At 25.1% G+C, this 21609-nt stretch carries 19 protein-coding genes; 9 read left to right on the top strand and 10 right to left on the bottom strand.

Annotated features, from left to right (window positions below; all coding sequences use genetic code 11):
* Positions 1-406: 406 nt before the first annotated feature.
* The 3 genes from C7380_RS10530 to C7380_RS10520 are packed head-to-tail and all read left to right on the top strand — an operon-like array spanning position 407 to position 5325.
* Positions 407-1039 carry an HAD-IA family hydrolase gene (locus C7380_RS10530; protein WP_109605695.1) on the top strand — a complete coding sequence of 211 codons (633 nt, stop codon included), beginning with the start codon at positions 407-409 and terminating at the stop codon, positions 1037-1039.
* 27 nt (positions 1040-1066) lie between these two features.
* Complete coding sequence (locus tag C7380_RS10525) at positions 1067-2086, top strand: aldose epimerase family protein (RefSeq protein WP_109605693.1); 1020 nt, start codon at positions 1067-1069, stop codon at positions 2084-2086.
* A 56-nt stretch (positions 2087-2142) separates the two neighbouring features.
* Positions 2143-5325, top strand: coding sequence for a P-loop NTPase fold protein (locus C7380_RS10520; protein WP_109605691.1), 3183 nt, complete (start codon positions 2143-2145; stop codon positions 5323-5325).
* 16 nt (positions 5326-5341) lie between these two features.
* Here C7380_RS10520 and C7380_RS10515 read toward each other — a convergent pair whose 3' ends face one another.
* Positions 5342-5719, bottom strand: a complete 378-nt coding sequence (locus C7380_RS10515; RefSeq protein ID WP_109605689.1) for a hypothetical protein — start codon at positions 5717-5719, stop codon at positions 5342-5344.
* A gap of 679 nt (positions 5720-6398) precedes the next feature.
* On the opposite strand from C7380_RS10515, the gene htpG reads away from it, so the two are divergent.
* Together htpG and C7380_RS10505 are read left to right on the top strand one after the other, a co-directional pair.
* Entirely contained in the window at positions 6399-8270 is a 1872-nt protein-coding gene (gene htpG / locus C7380_RS10510; protein WP_109605687.1) for a molecular chaperone HtpG, read from the top strand.
* A 116-nt stretch (positions 8271-8386) separates the two neighbouring features.
* Positions 8387-8812 carry a MarR family winged helix-turn-helix transcriptional regulator gene (locus C7380_RS10505; protein ID WP_109605685.1) on the top strand — a complete coding sequence of 142 codons (426 nt, stop codon included), beginning with the start codon at positions 8387-8389 and terminating at the stop codon, positions 8810-8812.
* Between the two features lie 38 nt (positions 8813-8850).
* Here C7380_RS10505 and C7380_RS10500 read toward each other — a convergent pair whose 3' ends face one another.
* Genes C7380_RS10500 through C7380_RS10480 form a run of 5 tightly spaced genes read right to left on the bottom strand, consistent with a single transcriptional unit; the run spans position 8851 to position 13100 of the window.
* Positions 8851-9969, bottom strand: coding sequence for a metal ABC transporter permease (locus C7380_RS10500; protein WP_109605684.1), 1119 nt, complete (start codon positions 9967-9969; stop codon positions 8851-8853).
* A complete protein-coding gene (locus C7380_RS10495; RefSeq protein WP_109605682.1) occupies positions 9969-11081 on the bottom strand; it encodes a metal ABC transporter permease in 1113 nt (370 codons plus the stop codon). The genes C7380_RS10500 and C7380_RS10495 overlap by 1 nt, the downstream gene beginning before the upstream one ends.
* Before the next feature lie 4 nt (positions 11082-11085).
* Positions 11086-11829, bottom strand: a complete 744-nt coding sequence (locus tag C7380_RS10490; RefSeq protein ID WP_109605680.1) for a metal ABC transporter ATP-binding protein — start codon at positions 11827-11829, stop codon at positions 11086-11088.
* 19 nt (positions 11830-11848) lie between these two features.
* The gene (locus C7380_RS10485; RefSeq protein ID WP_109605679.1) at positions 11849-12784 is read right to left on the bottom strand and encodes a metal ABC transporter solute-binding protein, Zn/Mn family; all 936 of its coding nucleotides are present in this window, start codon (positions 12782-12784) and stop codon (positions 11849-11851) included.
* A 13-nt stretch (positions 12785-12797) separates the two neighbouring features.
* Positions 12798-13100: an ArsR/SmtB family transcription factor gene (locus tag C7380_RS10480; protein ID WP_109605677.1), complete on the bottom strand. Its 303-nt coding sequence runs from the start codon at positions 13098-13100 to the stop codon at positions 12798-12800.
* A gap of 180 nt (positions 13101-13280) precedes the next feature.
* On the opposite strand from C7380_RS10480, the gene C7380_RS10475 reads away from it, so the two are divergent.
* Complete coding sequence (locus tag C7380_RS10475; protein ID WP_109605675.1) at positions 13281-13568, top strand: hypothetical protein; 288 nt, start codon at positions 13281-13283, stop codon at positions 13566-13568.
* Here the strand turns inward: C7380_RS10475 and C7380_RS10470 are convergent.
* The 3 genes from C7380_RS10470 to C7380_RS10460 all read right to left on the bottom strand — a co-directional run bounded on the left by C7380_RS10470 (position 13563) and on the right by C7380_RS10460 (position 16111).
* Entirely contained in the window at positions 13563-14906 is a 1344-nt protein-coding gene (locus tag C7380_RS10470) for an MATE family efflux transporter (RefSeq protein WP_109605673.1), read from the bottom strand. The genes C7380_RS10475 and C7380_RS10470 overlap by 6 nt on opposite strands.
* A 15-nt stretch (positions 14907-14921) precedes the next feature.
* Entirely contained in the window at positions 14922-15536 is a 615-nt protein-coding gene (locus tag C7380_RS10465) for a TetR/AcrR family transcriptional regulator (protein ID WP_109605671.1), read from the bottom strand.
* Between the two features lie 146 nt (positions 15537-15682).
* Positions 15683-16111: a flavodoxin gene (locus C7380_RS10460; RefSeq protein ID WP_109605669.1), complete on the bottom strand. Its 429-nt coding sequence runs from the start codon at positions 16109-16111 to the stop codon at positions 15683-15685.
* 221 nt (positions 16112-16332) lie between these two features.
* On the opposite strand from C7380_RS10460, the gene C7380_RS10455 reads away from it, so the two are divergent.
* Together C7380_RS10455 and C7380_RS10450 are read left to right on the top strand one after the other, a co-directional pair.
* Positions 16333-17610: an amidohydrolase family protein gene (locus C7380_RS10455; RefSeq protein ID WP_109605667.1), complete on the top strand. Its 1278-nt coding sequence runs from the start codon at positions 16333-16335 to the stop codon at positions 17608-17610.
* Between the two features lie 200 nt (positions 17611-17810).
* Positions 17811-18293 carry a GNAT family N-acetyltransferase gene (locus C7380_RS10450; RefSeq protein WP_206050584.1) on the top strand — a complete coding sequence of 161 codons (483 nt, stop codon included), beginning with the start codon at positions 17811-17813 and terminating at the stop codon, positions 18291-18293.
* Positions 18294-18313: 20 nt separating this feature from the next.
* On the opposite strand, the gene C7380_RS10445 is transcribed toward C7380_RS10450, so the two are convergent.
* Positions 18314-18760 carry a MarR family winged helix-turn-helix transcriptional regulator gene (locus C7380_RS10445; RefSeq protein ID WP_109605665.1) on the bottom strand — a complete coding sequence of 149 codons (447 nt, stop codon included), beginning with the start codon at positions 18758-18760 and terminating at the stop codon, positions 18314-18316.
* A gap of 163 nt (positions 18761-18923) precedes the next feature.
* Here C7380_RS10445 and C7380_RS10440 point away from each other — a divergent pair, with 163 nt between their 5' ends.
* Positions 18924-21608 (top strand): efflux RND transporter permease subunit, encoded by a 2685-nt coding sequence (locus C7380_RS10440; RefSeq protein ID WP_109605657.1) that lies wholly within the window; start codon positions 18924-18926, stop codon positions 21606-21608.
* Position 21609 lies beyond the last annotated feature (1 nt).

The following is a 21609-nucleotide window of genomic DNA, read 5'->3' as shown; positions in this document are numbered from 1 at the left end:
TTGCTATATCTACTCCCACTACTAATGTTTTTTCATCCACTTGTTTTATTTTATTATTTTGTGTATAATTCATTTAGGTTCCTCCTTTGTAAAATATTTGATGGATTCTTGTTACACTTTTATTTTACGGGGAGGTTCCTTTTTTTTCAACCTCTTTCTTTTTTTATTTCAGGAATGCTCCTAAAGATATAATAAAAGGCCACCATCTGTTGAAGATGGTTGGCCCCTTTTTTTCACTTTTTATGTAATTAATTATAACAATAAAATATAATTAAAAAATTAAAAAAATATTGAAATTTATGTTCTTATATTAAATTTAATATATTAAATAATAAAAAACAGATAAAATCTTAAAGAAAGTATGTTAAGATTTTAGTATAATACAATAAATTTGAGGAGGTTTTATATGTATATATTTTTAGATTATGATGGAACTTTGACAAAAACTGAGGAAAATCAATATACTATGTATTTTTTTAAGAAATTTTTTGAATACCATAATATTGATTTTAATAAAAATATAAAATTAATGCTACACACTTTGGAATATGTTATTAAAAATGATGATATAACCATATCTAATTATGACAAATATCTCAATAAACTCGGAGAAGATTCAGATAAATCAAGAGAATATTGGGAAGAACAATTCAACATATACTATAATGAAGGTTATGATGAAATAAAAACTATAATAAATCCAAATGAAGAATTGATAGAATTGTTGAAAAAAAATAAAAACAATAAACTCATATTTGCTTCAAATCCTCTAATACCAGAAATATGTGTGCATAAAAGAATTAATTTTATAAATATGAAAAAAGAAGATTACATATATATATCCACAATGGAAAATTCTACCTCAACAAAACCTAATCCACACTACTTTAAAAATATATTAAGAGTTTTAAATGCTCAAGCTGATGAATGCGTTATGATAGGTGATAGTGATAATGATAGAGCTTGTACAAAAGTTGGTATAGATTTTATACATGTAGATGAAACAGAAAAATGGAAAGAGCTATTAAAAGATAATTAGTATATTAGTTAAACTGGGGGGATAAATTTGAATATTGTTATAAACGAATTTGGATTTGATTCTCATGGAAATAGAATAAATGAAATATGTTTAAAAAACAAAAATGATATGCAACTCAATGTTATAAATTATGGAGCAATTATAAATAAAATAATTGTTCCAGACAAAAATAAAAAATTTGAAAATGTAGTGATGGGATTGAACAATATAGAAGAATACGAAAAAAAATCACAATATTTTGGATCAATAATAGGAAGAGTTGCAGGAAGAATATCTAATGCAAAAATAAAAATAGATGAAATAGAGTATAATCTAGAAAAAAATGAAGGAGAAAATACACTTCATGGTGGAACTGAAGGTTTGGATAAAAAGTTTTATGAATTTGAAACTTTTATGAAGAAAGACAAAGCTGGAATAATATTAAAAACTAAATCTAAAGATGGTGAATGTGGATTTCCTGGAAACCTTGATATAGAAATAATATATTCTTTAAATGATGAAAATGAAATAGAACTCATGTATAAAGTTAAAAGTGATAAAAAAACATATGTCAATCTAACAAATCATACATATTTTAATCTTTCGGGAAATTTAAAAGAAAATATATTGAATCATTATATAAAAATAAACTCAGAAAAAGTTATATATTTAGATGAAAATACTTTACCAAAGAAAGTAGTTAATACAAATAATACAGAATTTGATTTCAAGCAATATAAAAAAATAGGAAAAAATATAAATTCAAAAAATGAACAGTTGATAAGATGTAATGGATATGACCATCCATATATTCTAAAAGATATAGAATACTGTGCAAAAGTAAAAGATGAAAAAAGTGGAAGAGAATTACAAATAATAACGGATCAACCATGTGTTGTATTCTATTCTGGCAATCAAATAAAAGATAATATACATATGGCGTTTTGTCTTGAAACACAGTATTATCCGGATGCTCTCAACTCTGATTTTTTAGATAAAAAACTTTTGAATAAAGATGAATTTTATACATCATATACAAAATGGATATTTAAAATGATTGAGGATTAATTGATTATAAATAGAACAATTAAATGAATATATAATTATTTGAGAGGTGGTTTGCTGTGAAATTTATAGGAGATAGAAGTATAACATTAAATGAAGATACTGATATATTAAAAACATCAGTATACACAGATACACTTGTTGATATAATAAACTCAAAAAATGATGATTCAAACTTTACAATAGGACTCTTTGGAAAAAGTGGATCTGGAAAATCGTCCATATTAAAAACATTAGAAGAAAGAATAAAAGAAGATAATAAATTAAAAAAAGATTTAAAAGTATTTAAATATGATGCTCTGAGATATACTGGAGAAGACTTTAAAAAAAGTTTTATAAAAGAAATAAAAAATCAATTCGATCTTGAAAGTGAAGAACAACTTGAAAATTATTTCAAAGATGATGATGAAAAAATAGAACATAAAGTTGGAGTAAAAAACAAAAAAATAATAGATTTGATGGTTTTTCTACCTTTAATATTCATAATAATGGCTTTAATACCAGATGTAAATATATATTTAAAAATACTCTCAATTATACTTGGTCCTTTGTTATCATATTTTGCATATATGATAAAAGACAGTCTTGTGCAATATAAAGTAAAGATAACAAAAGCAAAAGACTTTAATACAGAAGAATTATATGAAATAATGGATGAAGCTATATCAAAAACCACAAAAAATAATACTGTACAAAAATGGTTTAAAAGTGATGTAATGCTGAGAGATTACAATCCCAAAAAAGTTATAATGATAATAGAAAACATAGATAAATGTCCAAAAGAAAGGGTAATAGAGATAATATCAGCTTTAAGAAGCCCTTTAAACCATAAATATCTAAACACAATAATTCCTATAGATGAAAGCATAATTATAAAAACTTTGACTGGAAGTTATGAAGATATTGAAGAAATAATAAGAGGTATATTCAATACTATAATAAGAATAAAATCATACTCAAATAAAGATTTATTTACATATACGAATGAACTAATACAAAAAGAAGGACTTGAATTTTCAACAATAATAGCCGATATGGTATCTCAAGAATTCTCAAAAAATCCGAGAAGAATAATACACTTTTTAAATAATTTAAGTTCTGAAAAAATACTAATTGAAAAATTAGAACAAAAAGATATGATAAAAAATGTCAGTTCTAATATGGAATTTGTAGCCAAAATACAGATAATAAAAGAAGAATGGCCAGAATTATTTGAAAAAATAACTCAAGAACCTGAATTATTAAAATACATAGATGAATCAATAAAAAATAATGGATTTAAAAAATATTTCAAAGATGGGGAGTTAATATATGAATCCAAAAAAATAATTTTAAATTCACAACAATATCTATTTTTCAGCAGAACAAGAACAGTTCAATCTGAAAATGTATTACAATATTTAATAATACAAGATCATGATGCAGATATTCCAGAAAATGTGATCGAATCTCTCGAAAGTGGAAATTGGGATGAACTAAAAAATCAAATGAAAAATGGAAAAATAAAACCTACCAGATTGATGGAAATAATATATGAAGAACTCGATAAAGACATAAATAAAAAGGACTATTTAAAAACCAAAGGATTCGTTATTTTAAATATACTCTTCAACTTTATATATGAAAAAGAATATCAAGAAATATTTATAAGAATACATAAAATGATGGAAGTATTCATAGACAAAAAAATACTCGATAATAATCTAATAGACAAATTTGATACAGAACCTATGATGAACTATTCATATCTTCTAACTCTACAAGAACAATATTATTTAAGAGATTATATTGCAGAACACATAAATCAAAATTTTGATCCTGAAAAAAAAGATACATTACTTGAGACATATATAAAATACTATAAAGATGATGAAAATTCATTAGAAAAAATAAAAGATTCATTCTCTAAAAAAATAAAAAATAATTTATCAGCAATAGAAGAATTTGAAGAAGTTATAAACAATAAACATGTAATAAAATACTTAATAAATGAAGATTTCATATTAGATACCATATCAAGATTAGAAAAAGATTATCAAGAAAATGAAAACAAAAAGAGAATAATATTGTTAGATTATGTTTTTGAAAGCAATGCAATGGAAGAAAAAACACAAGAAATATACATAGAAAAAATAAATCAATTTTTAAATGATTATACAGATGAGAATCTTCAATATTGGCTTGAAAAAGTACAAAAAATAGTAGAAAAAAGTCAATATTCAGAAAATATAAAACTATTTGATATAAAATTAAATGAAATATATACATATCTCATACAAGAAATAAAAAATATAGATCAAAAAAGAATATTAACCTTAAAAATATATATAACAACATTAGAAGAATATATAAAACAAACAAGCTTATCTGAAAAATCAGAATTTATATTCGAAATATTGAATAAAACAGAAAATGAAGAAATAATAAAAATTGCATGTAATACATTATATGAATTAAAAGATATAAGAACATACAATGAAAAAAATGGAGAAATATTAACTGAAAAATTCTTAGAAATAAATGATATGATCATAAAACAAGATATTTCACAAAATTTAATATATGATATATCAAAAAAAGAAGTAGATATCAAAACGATAGAAAAATTTATAGATGCTGTATATGATTTATTATTTGATGTAGATGTTTCAGAAGCTGAAATACCATTAGAGATAGCTACGCAATTATCTGAAATACAAAAAATAGAAAATCTAATATACAATAGAGTTAGAAATGAACTCGAAATAAAAATAAAAAATAGAATAATGTGGATAGCTCAAAAAACACAAAAAATATGGTTAAAAGATAGATTGATTTCAGAAATGATAAAAAATACAGAAGATGGAGAAAAATTAAAAAAAGTAATAAAAGATATAGAAGAAAATGTAAGTTCATCTGAAGAAATAATAGAAAAAAATATAATAAATATGTTTAACATATTTACATATGAACATAATCCAGAATATCATAAATCTCTAATAGAAATATGTTCTGAAAAAATGTATTTATTCAATGAAAATGATTTTGCTATAATATCAGATGAATTAAAGTATCATTTAATATCTAAAGATCTTATAAATAAAAGATTTGCAATAATAAATATAGAAAAAATATATGATAAATTACCTAAGAAAAAATATAAATCAATAAAAAGCATATTAAGTGATGAAGAATTTGAATTCAAAGAAGATAATGATAAAGAAAAACTTGAAAATCTAAAGAAAAAATTTGGAATAAAATAAAAAATATGAAGGTGCATTAAGCACCTTCATATTTTATGCAGGAGTTACCACAATAATTGAATAAAGGGACGTCAAAAATTATGTTACTGAAATCAAATATTGGAGTGATATTGAAATCTATAGAATAAAGTCTTCTCTTTTTATCCATTATATAAAGATCTTTTTTTGAAAAGTTTTCCATTAATTCATTAAAATGAACTTTTTTAAAACAATTATAAGGATTTTTTTCATATAAAATAATCTTATCATCTTCAATCAAGTATTTATCAGGAGTTATATAGCATTCATTATCATTTACTCCATCTCTACAGTCTGTAAGTACAAATGTGATACAAAAATCTTCTTCAATACAATTAAATTCACTCAAATAAACCTTAAATTCTTCTGCTTTCATCAGACCACCTCCCGAGATGTAGGTGAAAAAATTAACTTTTTGTTTTCAATTAAATTATATGTGAAAAAAATCGTAAAGTCAAATCAGAAAAAAAGAGAAAAGAATAAATAATTAGATTTAAAGTATTTTAATTAAATATAAAATCAAAAAACGAAACAAATTAGTTAATATAATCACAAATTCACTTAAATAAAAAAGTGTATAGAAAATCTCTATACACTTCATTAAAATTATCTTATGTTGTAATGCCACATAGTCAAAATTGAAAGAGCATTAAAATTTTTAGATAACAATTTAGCTATTTTGTGTTTTGGATTCATTTAATCACCTCGTATATGTTAATTTTATAAAAATAATTATTATTAGATAGAAAAAGTATCCTGTAAATATCACAGGATACCTTAAAAATCGAATTTATCACCGTTGCAGCAGTAGTAAATAAAATACTTATACCTAACTTACCTTAGTTTCTCAGTAAACAAAATGGGATTTTGAAGGGGCTGATTTATGCCAGGGCTATACCCGACAATTATTATCTGTATTAATTATAACAATCATTTATTAAATGTAAATATCGCTACAATTACAAATAAGTAAAAAACGCAAATATCTCAAATTTCATGTTATAATAATATATGGAATTAGCAAACTTAATATTAGAGTGATAAGGAGGATTCTTATGGCTGAAAGAAAACAATTTCAAACAGAAACTAAACAACTTTTAGATCTCATGATAAACTCTATATATACACATAAAGAGATTTTTCTAAGAGAATTAATATCTAATGCATCTGATGCAATAGATAAATTGAGATTTGAATCTATAAAAAACCCAGATATTCTTGGTGAAGATAAAAACCTATGTATAAATTTATCTTATGATGAAGAAAATTTATATATCGAAGATAATGGAATAGGTTTAAATTATGAAGATGCTGTAGAAAATCTTGGAACTATTGCAAAATCTGGTACAAAAGTTTTTATGGAAAAACTCAAAGATTTAAAGAACGAAAAAGATGAAATGGATTTAATAGGACAATTCGGTGTTGGATTTTACTCTGCCTTCATGGTAGCAGATGAAGTTATAGTAGAAAGTCTTAAATATGATCAACCTTCAGAAAAAGCAATAAAATGGGTTTCTAAAGGTGACGGGGAATATGAAATAGAAAATATAAACAAAGAAAAAAGGGGAACAAAGATTACTTTACATATAAGAAAAGATTTGAATGATTTTAAAATACTTGATGAATTTATAATAAAAGATTTAATAAAAAAATATTCGAACTATATAAAATATCCAATAAAAATGGAAGTTACAGAATATAAAGAAGAAGGCAAGCAAGAAAAAGAAATAAAAACATTAAACTCGATGGAATCATTATGGAGAAAGAATAAATCTCAGATAAAAGATGAAGAATACAATCAATTCTATAAAGAAAATTTTTATGATTGGAATGATCCATTAAAAACTATTCATTTTAAAGCTGAAGGATCTACAATACAGTTTACAGCATTATTATTTATACCTTCTAAAGCACCATTTAACTATTATACAAAAGAATTTAAAAGAGGGCTAAACCTATATTCTAAAAATGTTTTCATAATGGAAAAATATGAAGAACTTCTTCCTAAATATTTTTCTTTTGTAAAAGGTCTCATAGATTCTCCAGATTTTTCTTTAAATATTTCAAGAGAAATACTTCAACATTCGAGAAATATAGAACTTATAAAAAAGAATATAGAAAAGAAAATAACATCTGAATTAAAAACTCTCATAAAAGATGAAAGAGAAAAATACATAGAGTTCTGGGAAGAATTTGGTAGAGGTATAAAAGCTGGATTATATGAATCTATTGATTCAAAAGACAAAGTTGAAGATTTACTCTTGTTCAAGAGCTCAAATGAAAATAAATATATAACATTATCCGAATATAAAGAAAGAATGAAAGAAGATCAAAAATACATCTTATATGCTGTTGGAGATAGTATTTCATATATAGAATCTTTACCACAGATGGAAATGATTAAAGAAAAAGGATTTGAAGTTATATACCTATTAGATGAAGTAGATGAATTCTTAATACAGATGCTCAATAATTATAAAGAAATAGAGTTTAAGTCTATAAGTTCATCTGATTTAGAACTTGGAAATAAAGAAGAAAAAGATTTAAAACAAGAAGAAAATAAAGATTTGCTTGGCAAATTAAAAGAACTTTTAAAAGATAAAGTTGAGGATGTAAGAGTTACAGATAAACTAAAAAAATCTCCAGCCTGTATCGTGAGTTCAGATGATAATATATCTATAAATATGCAAAAAATATTAAAGCAAATGGATGGAAATATGCCTTTTAATGCAAAAAGAGTTCTTGAATTGAATCCAGAACATCAAGTATTTAATAAATTAAAAGATATATATCAAGAAGATTCTGATTCTATAGAACTTTCAGATATTGCATATATATTATATAATCAAGCTTTACTTGTTGAAGGTATAGAACTTGAAAACCCTGCAGAATTTGCAGAAAAAATTTCAAATTTATTAATAAAATAAAAATAAAGTATCGAATGTATTTAATACGTTCGGTACTTTATTTTTTGACATTCTTGATATTTCAATGATATAATTGAAAATAGTATTCAATACAGAAGAGCTTTCGAGGTGAAAAAATGTTAGAGAAGTTAAAACTTGAAAATCAATTATGCTTTAAGTTTTATGATATATCAAAAAAAATAATAAAACTTTATAAACCAATATTAGAAAAAGTGGATCTGAGTTATACACAATACCTCGTTATGCTTGTGTTATGGGAAAATAAAGAAATGGATTTTAAAACTCTTGGTGAAAAAGTGAATTTAAAAACAGGAACATTAACACCACTCTTAAAAAAGATGGAAAAAGCGGGTCTTTTGAATAGAATAAGAAAAGAAGATGATGAAAGAAAAGTAAATATAAAAATTACGCAAAAAGGAATAGAACTTCAAAAAAAAGCTGAAGATATACCAGATTGTATATTAAAGAGTATGAACCTTTCGCTTGAAGAATATGAAATACTTATGAATACTTTAAATAAATTGAGTTCTAAATTTGAATAAGAACAGGTATTATATCGAAGATATAATACCTGTTTATTTTATTTGAAATTTTCTATTCGAAGTGCTTTTAGAGATTTATCTGCAAATGTAATACCTTTTTCTGTTAGAAATATCATATTATTTTCTATTTTAATCAAAGAGTCTTTAATTGAGTTTTTAATGACTTTATCTGCAAACTTTTCATTCCAACTAAAATGATCATATAAATGATTTATAGAACTCTCTTCTTCTTCTTCATGATTTTGTAAATGTATTGTCAAAGCCATCTTAGCGAATTCTAATTTTAGATTTTTCCTTCTTTTTAACATTGTCAAAATTCCGTGTTTTGGAGATAAAAATAAAACTATAAAAAATATTATACCAGCCATAGATGCCATAGAACCAGATATAGAGACATCCAATAAATGGGCACTCCAATAGCCTGAGATGGCAGTTATTATACCTATCAATGAAGAAAGTAATATCATTTTTGATAATTCATCAGTTAATAAATACGATGTCGCAGGTATTGCTATCATCAAAGCAACTAAAAGTATAGATCCAACTGCTTCAAAAGATCCAACTGCTGTTATTGAAACTACTGTCATCAGTGCATAATGCATCACTTCGGGCTTAAAACCCATAGATTCTGCTAAAGATGGATCAAATGTTGATATTTTAAGTTCTTTATAGAATATAAAAATAAAAATTAAATTTACCAAAAGTATTACACTCATCATTATAAGACTTTTAGGACCTATATCTATTCCATTTATTATAATTCTGTCAAATGGTGCGAAAGCAAGTTCACCCAATAAAACTGCGTCTGTGTCTAAATGAACATTCCCTGCAAATTTTGTTATTAATATTACACCTATTGAAAAAAGTGCTGGAAATACTATACCAATAGAAGCATCTTCATTTATGAGTTTACTTTTATTCAAAACTTCTACAAGCCATACAGTTAAAACGCCAGTTAAAGCTGCTCCTATTGCTAATATAGGTGAACTTATACTACCAGCTATAAAAAATCCTATTACTATACCTGGAAGGATAGAATGACTTATGGCATCACTCATCATGGACATTTTTCTAAGTATTAAAAAATTTCCTGGTAAAGAGGCTGCTACTGCTACGATTGATGCGATTAATTGTATCTCTATTTGTCGTATTCCCATTATTCTTTCACCTCTTTTCTTTTCATGGCTTGTATACCTTTTTGAGTAAAAGACCAATTATAGTTTTTTATATTTATAATATTTTGGTTTTGTAATTCTTTTAGATACACCTTTAACTCATTATTATTTTGCAGTATTGGTTTTAATATATCTATTGAATGTTCATGACTTTTATTATCATGATCTTTTATTATTTCATACATAGAATCTATTAAAAATTCTTTTCTATAATTTGTTTTTTTCACTTTAAATCTCAACCATTTCCAAACTAAACCTCTTTTACTTCCAAATAAGAATGAAAATATAGTTATAAATGTCATTATTAAAATAATAGTCGGTCCTGTAGGCAATTTTGAAACAGTTGAACTTAAAATTGCACCAGAAACACCTGAAATGAAACCAAGTATTCCAGCTAATATAACCATAATGGAAATTTTTTCTGTCCACTGTCTGGATGCTGCTGCTGGAGCTATAAGCATTGCACTCATTAGAACTACTCCTACAGTTTGAAGTCCAACTACTATTGCGACTATTATCAAAGTCGTTAATAATGTATCAAGAAATTTTATATTATAACCTAAAGATTTTGCATACTCTGAATCAAAACTTAAAAGCTTAAATTCTTTCCAAAATATCAATAAAATTATAAGAGATATACTTCCAAGTATTGACATATTGATTATATCTTTTGCCAACAGAGATGCTGCTTGTCCAAATAAATATTTATCTAATCCAGCTTGATTTGCATCGGGTAATTTTTGAACAAGGGTTAAAAGAACCATACCAAAACCAAAAAAAACGGACAATATTATTCCCAATGCACTATCATATTTTATTTTTGTATTATCAACTATTGCATTTATCAATAGAGCTGCAATCCAAGATATTGCTATTGCTCCAAGTGCCAAAAAAATACTATCTTTAGTTCTAAAGATTAAAAAAACTAAGGCTATTCCTGGTAAAGATGCATGAGAAATTGCATCACCGATTAAAGATTGTTTTCTCAAAACAGCAAAAGATCCTAAAACACCACTTATGAGACTTAATAGGCCGGCACCTAAACTCACAGTTCTTATAGTATAGTCGCTAAAAAACATTTTTAATATATCCATAATATCACTTTCCCAGTCTTTCTCTTAAAAAAGATATACTTCCGCCATAAGCTTTATGTAAGTTTTCTTCAGTAAAAACTTGCTCTACCGGTCCAGAAGCTATTTTTCTAACATTTAAAATTGTTACAGAATCAAAATATTCTTTTACTGTTTGAAGATCATGATGCACGACTATAACTGTTTTGCCTTGTTCTCTTAATTCCTTCAATATATTAATTATAGCTTTTTCAGTTGTTGCATCTACACCTTGAAATGGTTCATCCATAAAGTATATATCGGCATTTTGAAGTAAAGCTCTTGCCAAAAATACTCTTTGTTGTTGTCCGCCGGATAATTGACTTATTTGTCTATTAGCAAATTTTTCCATTCCAACTTTTTTTAAAACAGAGATTGCTTCATCTTTTTCTTTTTTACCTGGAAGTTTTATCCAGCCAAGTTTTCTATAAGCTCCCATACTGACAACATCTAATACGGTAGTTGGGAAATCCCAATCAACAGAACCTCTCTGAGGCACATAACCAACTTTTTCAATATTTTCTTTATAAGAATTACCTTTTATTAAAACACTACCAGCAATTGGCTTTATTATATTCAAAACTGCTTTTATGAAAGTAGATTTACCAGCTCCATTCGGACCGACTATTGCCATAAGATTATTTTCAGGAACTTCTAAATCAATATCCCATAAAACAGGTTTATTTTTATATGCTACAGTTAAATCGTTGACTTCTAAAGCGTATTGTGACATGAACTCACCCCTTAAATAATTATTTTAAAGCATTCACTATAGTATCTACATTATGCTTAACCATTCCATAATATGTTCCTTCAAAACTTCCAGCATCACCCATAGCATCTGAGAATAACTCTCCACCTATTTCAACATTAAAACCTCTTGATTTTACGGCTTCTTGCAAAGCTTGAATATTTCTTTTTGGAATAGAAGATTCTATAAAAATAGCTTTAATTTTGTTTTTTGCTATATAATCTGCAAGTTCTATTATATCTTTTGTTCCAGCTTCAGACGAGGTAGAAATACCTTGAATTCCCTTAACTGAAAATCCATACGCATTTCCAAAATAATTAAAAGCATCATGAGCAGTTATGAGCACTCTTTTATCTTCAGGAACTTCTTTAACTTTTTTAATGACATAATCGTTTAATTCATTTAAAGATCTTATATAATTTTCATAATTCTTTTTATAATATTCAGAATTTTTCTTATCATAATCTGATAAAGTCTCATATACTTTTTCAGAAGCCATGATCCATAAATTCACATTAAACCATATATGTGGATCATGAGTTCCATACCCGTCATCAGGTTCTAAAAGCATATTTTCTGGAATATCTTCTGAAACTTCTACCGTTGTTTTACCAAGTTTTTTCATATTTTCAAAAACTTCAGCCATCTTTCCTTCAAGGTGTAAACCATTGTGGAATATTATATTTGCATTTTCCATCTTGCTGACATCACTTTCAGAAGCTTTATAAAGATGTGGATCTACACCAGATCCCATAAGAGATATAGTCTCAGCTTTATCACCAGCTATATTAATCACTATATCATTAATCATACCAGTAGTTGAAACTATATTCAAATTCGAATTTGAATTTACACTTTTATTGTTAAAAAGAATCAAAGAAAAAATGACACCAAAAACTATAATTACTGTTATCAACAAAGAAATTAATCTTTTCATAAAAAACCCTCCCTTAATAGATAAAATCATCTACATGTTCTATTGCAATTTGAATTATTTTTTTTATATGGGGATCTGTGAGAAAATAAAGAATATTTCTACCATCTTTTTTATAATCTACGAGGTTTAGATTTTTTAATATCCTCATTTGATGTGATATCGCACTTTTACTCATATCTAAATTTTCAGAGATCTCTGAGTTTGTTAAAAAATCTTTTTTTGTGAGTTCATAAAGTATTTTAAATCTTGTCATATCCCCCATAGCCGATAAAACTTCTGATGCCAATTGAAAATATTTAGGATTTATTTTCTTCATCAAATTCCCCCTTGTATATTATAGTTGAATAACTGTTCAACTATAATATACTATTCTTTTTTTTCTTTTTTATTTCTTATTAGTAACAAAATAAATTTATTTTATTATAAAAAGTTTAATTTTAATTATATTCAGACGATAAAATATATGAAAGAAAAATAATAAAAGGAGGTGATTATTATGGATTTTAAAGTAGATAAAGTTGAACCTGTAAGTGGAAGAACAATAAAAAGAGTTGAAAATAGTTATGAAGAAGATCAGAGAAGAAAAGATAATTTTCATAAAACTTTAAAAAAAGAGATAAAAAAATTGAAGAATAAAAAAGAGATAAAAATAATAGATGAAGTTATACTAAACGATGATTTAGAAAGATCCAATAATAATTACTCCGAATTAAAACCAAAAATAATACAAAAGAGAAATACAACTATACTTTTTTTAAAAAATAATGAAAAAGGGTCACTATAAAGTGACCCTTTTCATTTGTTTGGTCTTTAATATTTTTATTAAAATAGCTCCAGTGATCGTTATTAAGATATCAGCTAAAGGAAGAGAAATCCAAATTCCATCTGATTGCATAAAATAACTAAGAATGTATACAGAAGGAATAAAAATTATTACGAGTCTACCAATAGTTAATATAGATGCATGGAGACCTTTTCCAAGTGCCTGAAAAAAACTTATATAGTTAACTTCTATTGAATAAATAAAAAATACAGATAAAAGAATTCTAAATAAAGGAGCACCATCAACTATATATTCTGTATTATTGATGAATAAGCTCAATATAAATTCTGGAAATAACATGAAAATTAACCAGCACATAAAAGATATTATAGTTCCTATGATATTAAAATATTTTAATGAAAAATATGTTCTATGTACATTTCCGGCTCCATAATTTATTCCAGAAACAGATGCCAATGCTTGGCCAATACCCCATAGAGGAGTATAAAAAAACATAAAAACTCTTAAACATGTTCCCATTATTATTATATGAAAATCTCCACCATATTTTGCCAAAAGTCTAAATATTATTATTTGCTGAATAATAGCAACTATATTCAATGCCATTGCTGAAATTCCTGGGTTTAATATATTCAATATTATATCGAAATTCAAATTAAATGATTTAATTTTTGCATAACTTGAACTTTTTTGAATATATAATATATTTATAATAAAATATGTAATTTGAGATATGACTGTAGCCCATGCAGCACCTTTAATACCCAGTTTAAAACCTATTATAAAAATGGGATCAAGAATTATGTTCATGAATATTGAAATAAAAACCATCTTCATGGCTGTTTTCATTCTCCCCTCAGCCCTAATCAAAAAATTTAAAGCTGGCCCCGAAGAAGCAAAAACAAATCCTAAAGATAATACTTTTACATAGTCTACTGCAAGATTTAAAATTTCATTTTTTCCCCCTAAAAATGAAATAATATTTTCAGCATAAACATTTACAATTATCGTTAAAATGAGAGAAAATAAGAAAGTTAAGATTAATACATTACCAGCAATTTTTTCAATTTTATTAGAATCATTTTTCCCAATGGCTCTTGACAAAACAGACATTGCACCATTTCCAAATAATGTTGTTATAGACTGATTTATAAGAACGATTGTATATGCGAGTGTGATTGCACCAAGACCTTCTTTACTAACAAATTGACCTATGAATATTGCATCTACAAAATTATAAAGACCCAATGCAAACATTCCTATAATTCCTGGTATTGCGAGTTTCTTGAATAAAAAACCCATATCATCTTTCAAAATATTATCTTTGGAAATTTCCATAAAAATCTCCCCCCATTAATGGTAAATTTTCAAATCTTTTAATAAACCATATGACCCTGAATATAAAAAATTTATAAGTTCTTTTAAAATATTTTTAATTTCTTCTTTTGAATAATCGTTAGAAGTTACTTCTACAAGAACTCTAAAATAAAGAGATATTAATTGTTTTAAAATAAAATTGGAAATATTATAATTATTATTCTTATAATTCATCAATGACATTTGATTTTTTCCAACTTCAAAGTATCTTTTCAATATTTTTTCTGGAATATATTCAAAATTAGTTCCATAAGAAATATTAAAAATAAGATTTATTTCTACTTTATTATTAATGATAAAATCTATCATATCATCGAGTTCTTTCAGGATAAGCTCACTATGAAAATCTAGAATCATATTTTTTTTCTTTTCTTGCTCCAAAAACCATTTATCTATAATTTTTAAAGTATTTTCAATACATGTATAAAAAATAGAATCTTTAGAATCAAAATAATTATATATATTTCCAACTGGGATACCGGATTTTTTTGATATATCAGATATTTTTGTTTTAATATATCCTTTTTCAAAAAATAAAAGTTTAGATGTTTCTATTATATTTTCTCTTATATCTTCTTTTTGTATTTGCATAATATCTCCTTTCAAAAAAGAATAATTGTTCGTTTTTATTTTTTACTATTTAAACGGGCTCTTTGAGCCCGCTTAAAGGAATAGTTCAAGCTAAACAAATGGTAAAAATAGAGGTACACAAAGCCTGGAGTTGCAAGTACAGATGTCTAATTTGCCAATTTATGTGCCATTTCTTTACATTTTTGAATGTCCTCATCTTCTGGATGAAGATGAACTATAAGTCCTTCTGAAACCAAAGTAGCTCCATAACTTTCCATTCTTTCTTCCCAATCTTTCATCCATTGACCATCACCCCAGTCATATGAACCAAAAAGAGCCACTTTTTTATTTGAAAAATTAAAATTAGATAGCGATTCTACAAATGGTTCCATTGAACCATCTTCTAAAATTTCAGCACCCATTGCAGGACAACCGAGGGCTATTATATCTGCATTCTCTAAATCTTCTAAAGTTGCATCATCTACAAATAGTTTTTTAACTGTAGATCCTTCACTTATCAAAGCATCTTCAAGTTCATTGGCAATAGCTTCTGTATTTCCTGTTGCTGACCAAAATACTATAACTGAATTTTTCATAATAAACCTCCTTAAATTAGGTATGCCTAATTTATGTATATCATAACACATAAAATGTATAAATAAAATAAATTAGATGTATAGATTTTATAAAGAGATGATAAAAAAATAAAATATTTAAACATATTCTTTTTTGAATAGATTTTTAAAAAATAAAAACTTTTGATATCATAGATATAGTAAATATAATAATGATATTTTAAGGGGGCATTAGAAAGTATATGAAAAAGCTTAGAAGAAACGGAGATTTTTATACAATTAATACAAAACACAATTTTAATTATTTTGTAACTCCTTTAGCAACAGATACTCATCTTCATCTTCTGGGCTTTGGAGAAAAACTTAATAATCCTGATCTTGAACATAAAGATAATGAAAACATAAAAAAAATAATCGAAGAAGAGCTTTTAAAAGATAAAAAAGATATAGTATTACGTGGATGGTCGGAACAAGATTGTGATCTAAATAAAGATATTTTAGATGATTTTAAAACAGAGAAAAATATTTTACTTATAAGAAGATGTGGACATGTTGCCATTGCAAATACAAATCTTTTAGAAAATTTAGATTTTGAAGAATCAGAAAAATATGTTAATAGATCAAATGGATATATATATGAAAAAGCATTGGAAAAAATATATGAAAAAATAGGATATTTTACAGATATAAATGGTGCATATGAAGAGGCAAAGAATTATTTGATTTCTAAGGGTTATGGATTTGTTCATTCAGAAGATATTCATGGAATAACTGTAGATGATTTACCATATGATGATGAATATTTAAAAGTATATGAGAAAATAGCTGTTAATTCATATGATGAGCTTTTAAAATATTATGAAAGAGGATATTTCAAAAAATATAAAGCTGTTAAAGTTTATTTAGATGGATCTTTTGGTGGATGGACTGCATATATGAGAGAAGTTTATAAGGATAGAAATACTAAAGGGAAATTTGTTTGGAATAAAGAAGAATTGATGAAAGTATTGTTATTTTGTGAAGATAAAAAACTTCATCTTGCAATGCATGCAATAGGAGATGCATCTATAGACATAATATTAGAAATATTTGAAAAAATAAATCCAATAGGTCTTCATAGAATAATACATTCAGCTATTTTACATGATGAACAAATAAAAAAACTTGAAAAATATAATATAATTCTTGATATGCAACCTGAGTTTATAAATTCTGATAAACCAATATTAGAAAAAAGATTGGGATTGAGAACAGAAAAAGCTTATAGATTTTTGGATATATATAAAAGTAATATACCATTATTTTTGTCTTCTGATGCACCAGTTGAAATTCCAGACTGGATAAGAGATTTAAAAACTTTAAGTGATATGGGAATACCTTTAAAATATCTCTTACATAAAGTTACTTATGCTCCAGAAGTAATAGATAAAATAGATAGAGAAAAAGATATGCATGATAGATATTTAATATTCAAAGATAATCCACATGAAAAAATAACTATTCCTGAAATTCACATATAAAAATAAAAGCATTCATATAGAATATAAATATGAATGCTTTTTATGTTATGAAAAACAAAATATAATATTAAGATTTAAAAGAATTTATTTAGATTTAAAATAAAATTATTGCTTTTGTATTAAATAAAGTTAAGAAATGTGATAACATAATATTGAAGACTATTTTTTTTATCTTTAAAAAATTTGGAGGTGTTATACTGTTGTTTAAATTAAAAAATATGAATACGGAAAGTATCAATCTTGAATTTGTTACAAGCAGAGAAGATTTTCTCGAAGATGATATAGATTTTACGAAAAATGAGGTAGCAGAATTTCTCCATGAACATCTTGGAAGATTTGGTGATCCTTTAGAAGATATAATCGATGCAATTGATTATGCTCTTTCTGATGAAAAAGGAAAAGGTGGATTTGTTCTGGTGCTCCATGATCAAGATGAAATAATAGGTAGTGTTGTAATAAACAATACTGGAATGAATGGTTATATACCAGAAAATATATTAGTTTATATAGCTGTTCACGATGAATACAGAGGAAAAGGAATCGGGGGAAATCTTATAAAAGAGACTGCTAAAAAATGTAAAGGAGATATAGCTTTACATGTAGAATATGATAATCCCGCAAGAAAACTTTATGAAAGAAGTGGATTCAAATCTAAATATGCTGAAATGAGGCTTAAAAATTAAAAAATATAGAGGTATAACCTCTATATTTTTTTATGTTTTTTTGAGTGTATTTTATTAACTGTTTCAAATAAAACTTCTAATTCTTCATCGGATATAGGGTCTAACATATCCATCAATTTTATATTGAGATCTTCTAAAAATTCTTCAACCATTATTTTACCTGCTTTTGTTAGATGAATATGAATAATTCTTCTATCTTTAGAAGATCTAATTCTCTTTAAATAATCATTACTTTCAAGTTTATCAACTATTATTGTAATTGCACTTTTTGTTAAATTATGATAATCAGCCAAATCTTTCATCTTTTGTGGCCCTTTATAATAAATCAAACTCAGTATATTAAATTCAATGGGTTTTAAAGAAAGAGCTTTTTTGCTTTTTTTAAAATCAAGATTTGATGTAAAACTATTTACGAGATCTAATAACATCTCTAAAAGTAATTTGTTATTTTTATTCTTATTCTTCATATTTATACCTTCTTAAAAAATTTATTTTTCTTGATGATAACATCTATAATTTTTTTTGTCAAATAAAAATATAATAATAAAATTTGACAATCGATGTAAAAAACAGTTATAATTATTAATAATTAAAAATATTAACTAATTTTATATCAATAGGGAGGATATCATGAAAAATAAAGTTTTAAGCATATTAAGTATAGTACTGATTGTTTTGATAACTATTTTCTTAGGATATCAATTAACAGATATTACAGTAAAAGAAGATATGCTGTCTTATTTATCCGAAAATGACCCTGAAGTTATCAAGTATAATGAAGTTACAAAAAAATTTGGTAAAAAAGATTTTTTAATAGTTGGGGTAGAACTTGATAATATATATTCTAAATTATATGATATAGAACTTATAACAAAAGAGCTTCAAAAATTAAAAGAAGTAAAAAGTGTAAATTCTCTCACAAATGTTATAAGAATAAAGTCTGAAAAAAATGGAATAGAAGTTGGAAGTTTAACAGAAATGTATGATCTTTCTGATAAGACTTTAGATTTAGAAGATGAAATATTATCGGATGATATATTAAAAGAAAATTTTATATCTAAAGATGGAAAAGCTGTGCTTTTTACACTTGAAATAAACACTAAAGATAAAGATTATGATTTTTATAGTTTGAAAAAAAATATAGAAAAAATATTTTTAAATTATAATTATGATGATATTTACTACTCTGGATTAATTTTTATGAATGAAGAAATGGCTAAAATGTCTGTTGAAGATATTTTAAGGATTTTTCCATTTGCTCTTATATTAATAATATCAGTGCTTTATTTTATGTTTAGAAGTTTTACAGGGATATTTATACCAATAATAACGGTTTTGATATCAGTAGTATGGGTTATGGGGACTATGGTATTATCTTTCAATACTTTAACCAGTATAACATTGATGGTTCCAACAATTCTAATTGGTATAGGCGTTGATTATTCAATACATTTTTTTAATAGATATAATGAAGATATTTCAAAAGGCTTTAATGTGGAAAGCTCGATAAAAGAAACATATAAAAGCATTTTAAAGCCTATATTTTTAACAACAATAACCACTATAATAGGAGTTTTAAGTCTTGTAACAGCCGGAATTAAACCAATTTCACAACTCGCTATAATGGCCAGTGTAGGAATAACTTATGCATTTATGATATCTTTAATATTTGGTCCAGCTTTAATTTTTTTAATAAGACCCAAAAAAAAGAAAATTCTTAATGAAAAAGGTCATAATGAATTTTTAAAAAAATATACAAAATTAGTTTTAAAAAATAAAAAATTAATAATTCTTTCAATAATAATATTAATAACCATTTTTACAATACAAATACCAAAATTAGAAGCAAAAATGGATTTAGAACTGTATCTTCCAAAAAATTCAGATTCTATAAAAGGATCTGATTATATAGAAAATAATTTTGGTGGAAATAACTATATAACACTTTATTTAAAAGGTGATAAAGAAAATATGTATCAAGATTTTTATTATAATAGAGTTATGAGAAATATAAAAGAATATATACAAAAATTTGAAAAAGTTGATAGTTCAAGGGGATTTTCTGATTTAGTCTCTAATTGGATGAAAAGTTATGATGGCATTGAGTATATACCAGCAGATAATTCAGCCATGTCTCAAATATTTTTGTTTTTGAAAGGCTCTGATTCTCTAAGACAAATAGCTATTTTAGATAGTTCAGAATCTATTATGGAATTTAAAATGGGGACATCTGATGTTGATTTGGTATATAATCTTTCTCAAAAAGCTCAAAATTTTATGAAAGATAATATAATATATTCTTATGATGTAATACCTTTCAATAAAGAAGACTATAGATCTATAGAAGGATTTGAAAATGAACTCAAATTTTTTGTATTATCCAGACATGGAAATTATGAGGAAATAATATTAAACACTTTATTAGATGCTAAAGATAAAGATGTTTTAGAAATATTAAAATCATTAAATCAAGAAGATATGCTCAACAGATTTAACGAGTTTTTAGAATCATATGATGAAAATAAAGTAAATATGAATACATTTATCTCTATGATTGAAAAAAATGATGATTATATACAAAATTATTTATATCAATCTGAGAAAGAATTAAAAGCTAAATATGTTTATGAAAAATTATTGCAAAACAAAGAAAAAATAAATATAGAAGAAAAAGATCTCAAAGAACTATCTTTTTATGTAAATGATATCTTAGTACCTATTTCTGGAGATACCAATAAACTGGACATTAATTTAACAGGAAATTCAATAGTTACGGCCAATTTAAATAAAATAATGATAGATAGTCAATTATTAAGTCTTTTTATTGCTTTAATATTGGTAACAATAGCTTTTATGATAATAATGAAATCATTTATATTTGGATTAATAGCCATGATTCCCCTTGGGATAACTCTGATAATGAATTTTGGATTCATAAAATTCGTAGGATTTTATTTAAATGCAGCTACAATAACAATAGCTTCAATAGTCATAGGCCTTGGAATAGACTATATAATTCATTACTTAAGTAGATTCAGTGAAGAATATATAAAAACTCATGATAAATACAAATCCATAATAAATGCATCCTCAACCACTGGAAATGCAATATTTTCTGCAGCATTAACTACAATATTTGGATTTTTACCTTTAAGTTTTGCAAAAGTTGGCTTTATGGCACAATTTGGAGCTATAACTGCTTTTAATATATTTATAGCTTTTATAATGACATTAACTATATTTCCAATAATTTTAAATATATTACCGGATAAATTCTATAAAAAGAATTTTCTTAAAAATAAAGGAGCTGAGTAGA

Source organism: Oceanotoga teriensis, from assembly GCF_003148465.1.
GTDB classification, from domain to species: Bacteria; Thermotogota; Thermotogae; order Petrotogales; family Petrotogaceae; genus Oceanotoga; species Oceanotoga teriensis.
Note: the sequence above shows the minus strand (reverse complement) of the source record. Positions and strands in the feature narration are given on the sequence as shown.

What these genes read in the sequence shown, in the direction of transcription:
- C7380_RS10530 (WP_109605695.1), top strand. Translation starts at nt 407, where the DNA reads ATGTATATATTTTTAGATTATGATGGAACTTTGACAAAAACTGAGGAA.
- C7380_RS10515 (WP_109605689.1), bottom strand. Translation starts at nt 5,719, where the DNA reads ATGAAAGCAGAAGAATTTAAGGTTTATTTGAGTGAATTTAATTGTATT.
- htpG (WP_109605687.1), top strand. Translation starts at nt 6,399, where the DNA reads ATGGCTGAAAGAAAACAATTTCAAACAGAAACTAAACAACTTTTAGAT.
- C7380_RS10505 (WP_109605685.1), top strand. Translation starts at nt 8,387, where the DNA reads ATGTTAGAGAAGTTAAAACTTGAAAATCAATTATGCTTTAAGTTTTAT.
- C7380_RS10500 (WP_109605684.1), bottom strand. Translation starts at nt 9,969, where the DNA reads ATGGGAATACGACAAATAGAGATACAATTAATCGCATCAATCGTAGCA.
- C7380_RS10495 (WP_109605682.1), bottom strand. Translation starts at nt 11,081, where the DNA reads ATGGATATATTAAAAATGTTTTTTAGCGACTATACTATAAGAACTGTG.
- C7380_RS10490 (WP_109605680.1), bottom strand. Translation starts at nt 11,829, where the DNA reads ATGTCACAATACGCTTTAGAAGTCAACGATTTAACTGTAGCATATAAA.
- C7380_RS10485 (WP_109605679.1), bottom strand. Translation starts at nt 12,784, where the DNA reads ATGAAAAGATTAATTTCTTTGTTGATAACAGTAATTATAGTTTTTGGT.
- C7380_RS10480 (WP_109605677.1), bottom strand. Translation starts at nt 13,100, where the DNA reads ATGAAGAAAATAAATCCTAAATATTTTCAATTGGCATCAGAAGTTTTA.
- C7380_RS10475 (WP_109605675.1), top strand. Translation starts at nt 13,281, where the DNA reads ATGGATTTTAAAGTAGATAAAGTTGAACCTGTAAGTGGAAGAACAATA.
- C7380_RS10470 (WP_109605673.1), bottom strand. Translation starts at nt 14,906, where the DNA reads ATGGAAATTTCCAAAGATAATATTTTGAAAGATGATATGGGTTTTTTA.
- C7380_RS10465 (WP_109605671.1), bottom strand. Translation starts at nt 15,536, where the DNA reads ATGCAAATACAAAAAGAAGATATAAGAGAAAATATAATAGAAACATCT.
- C7380_RS10460 (WP_109605669.1), bottom strand. Translation starts at nt 16,111, where the DNA reads ATGAAAAATTCAGTTATAGTATTTTGGTCAGCAACAGGAAATACAGAA.
- C7380_RS10455 (WP_109605667.1), top strand. Translation starts at nt 16,333, where the DNA reads ATGAAAAAGCTTAGAAGAAACGGAGATTTTTATACAATTAATACAAAA.
- C7380_RS10445 (WP_109605665.1), bottom strand. Translation starts at nt 18,760, where the DNA reads ATGAAGAATAAGAATAAAAATAACAAATTACTTTTAGAGATGTTATTA.
- C7380_RS10440 (WP_109605657.1), top strand. Translation starts at nt 18,924, where the DNA reads ATGAAAAATAAAGTTTTAAGCATATTAAGTATAGTACTGATTGTTTTG.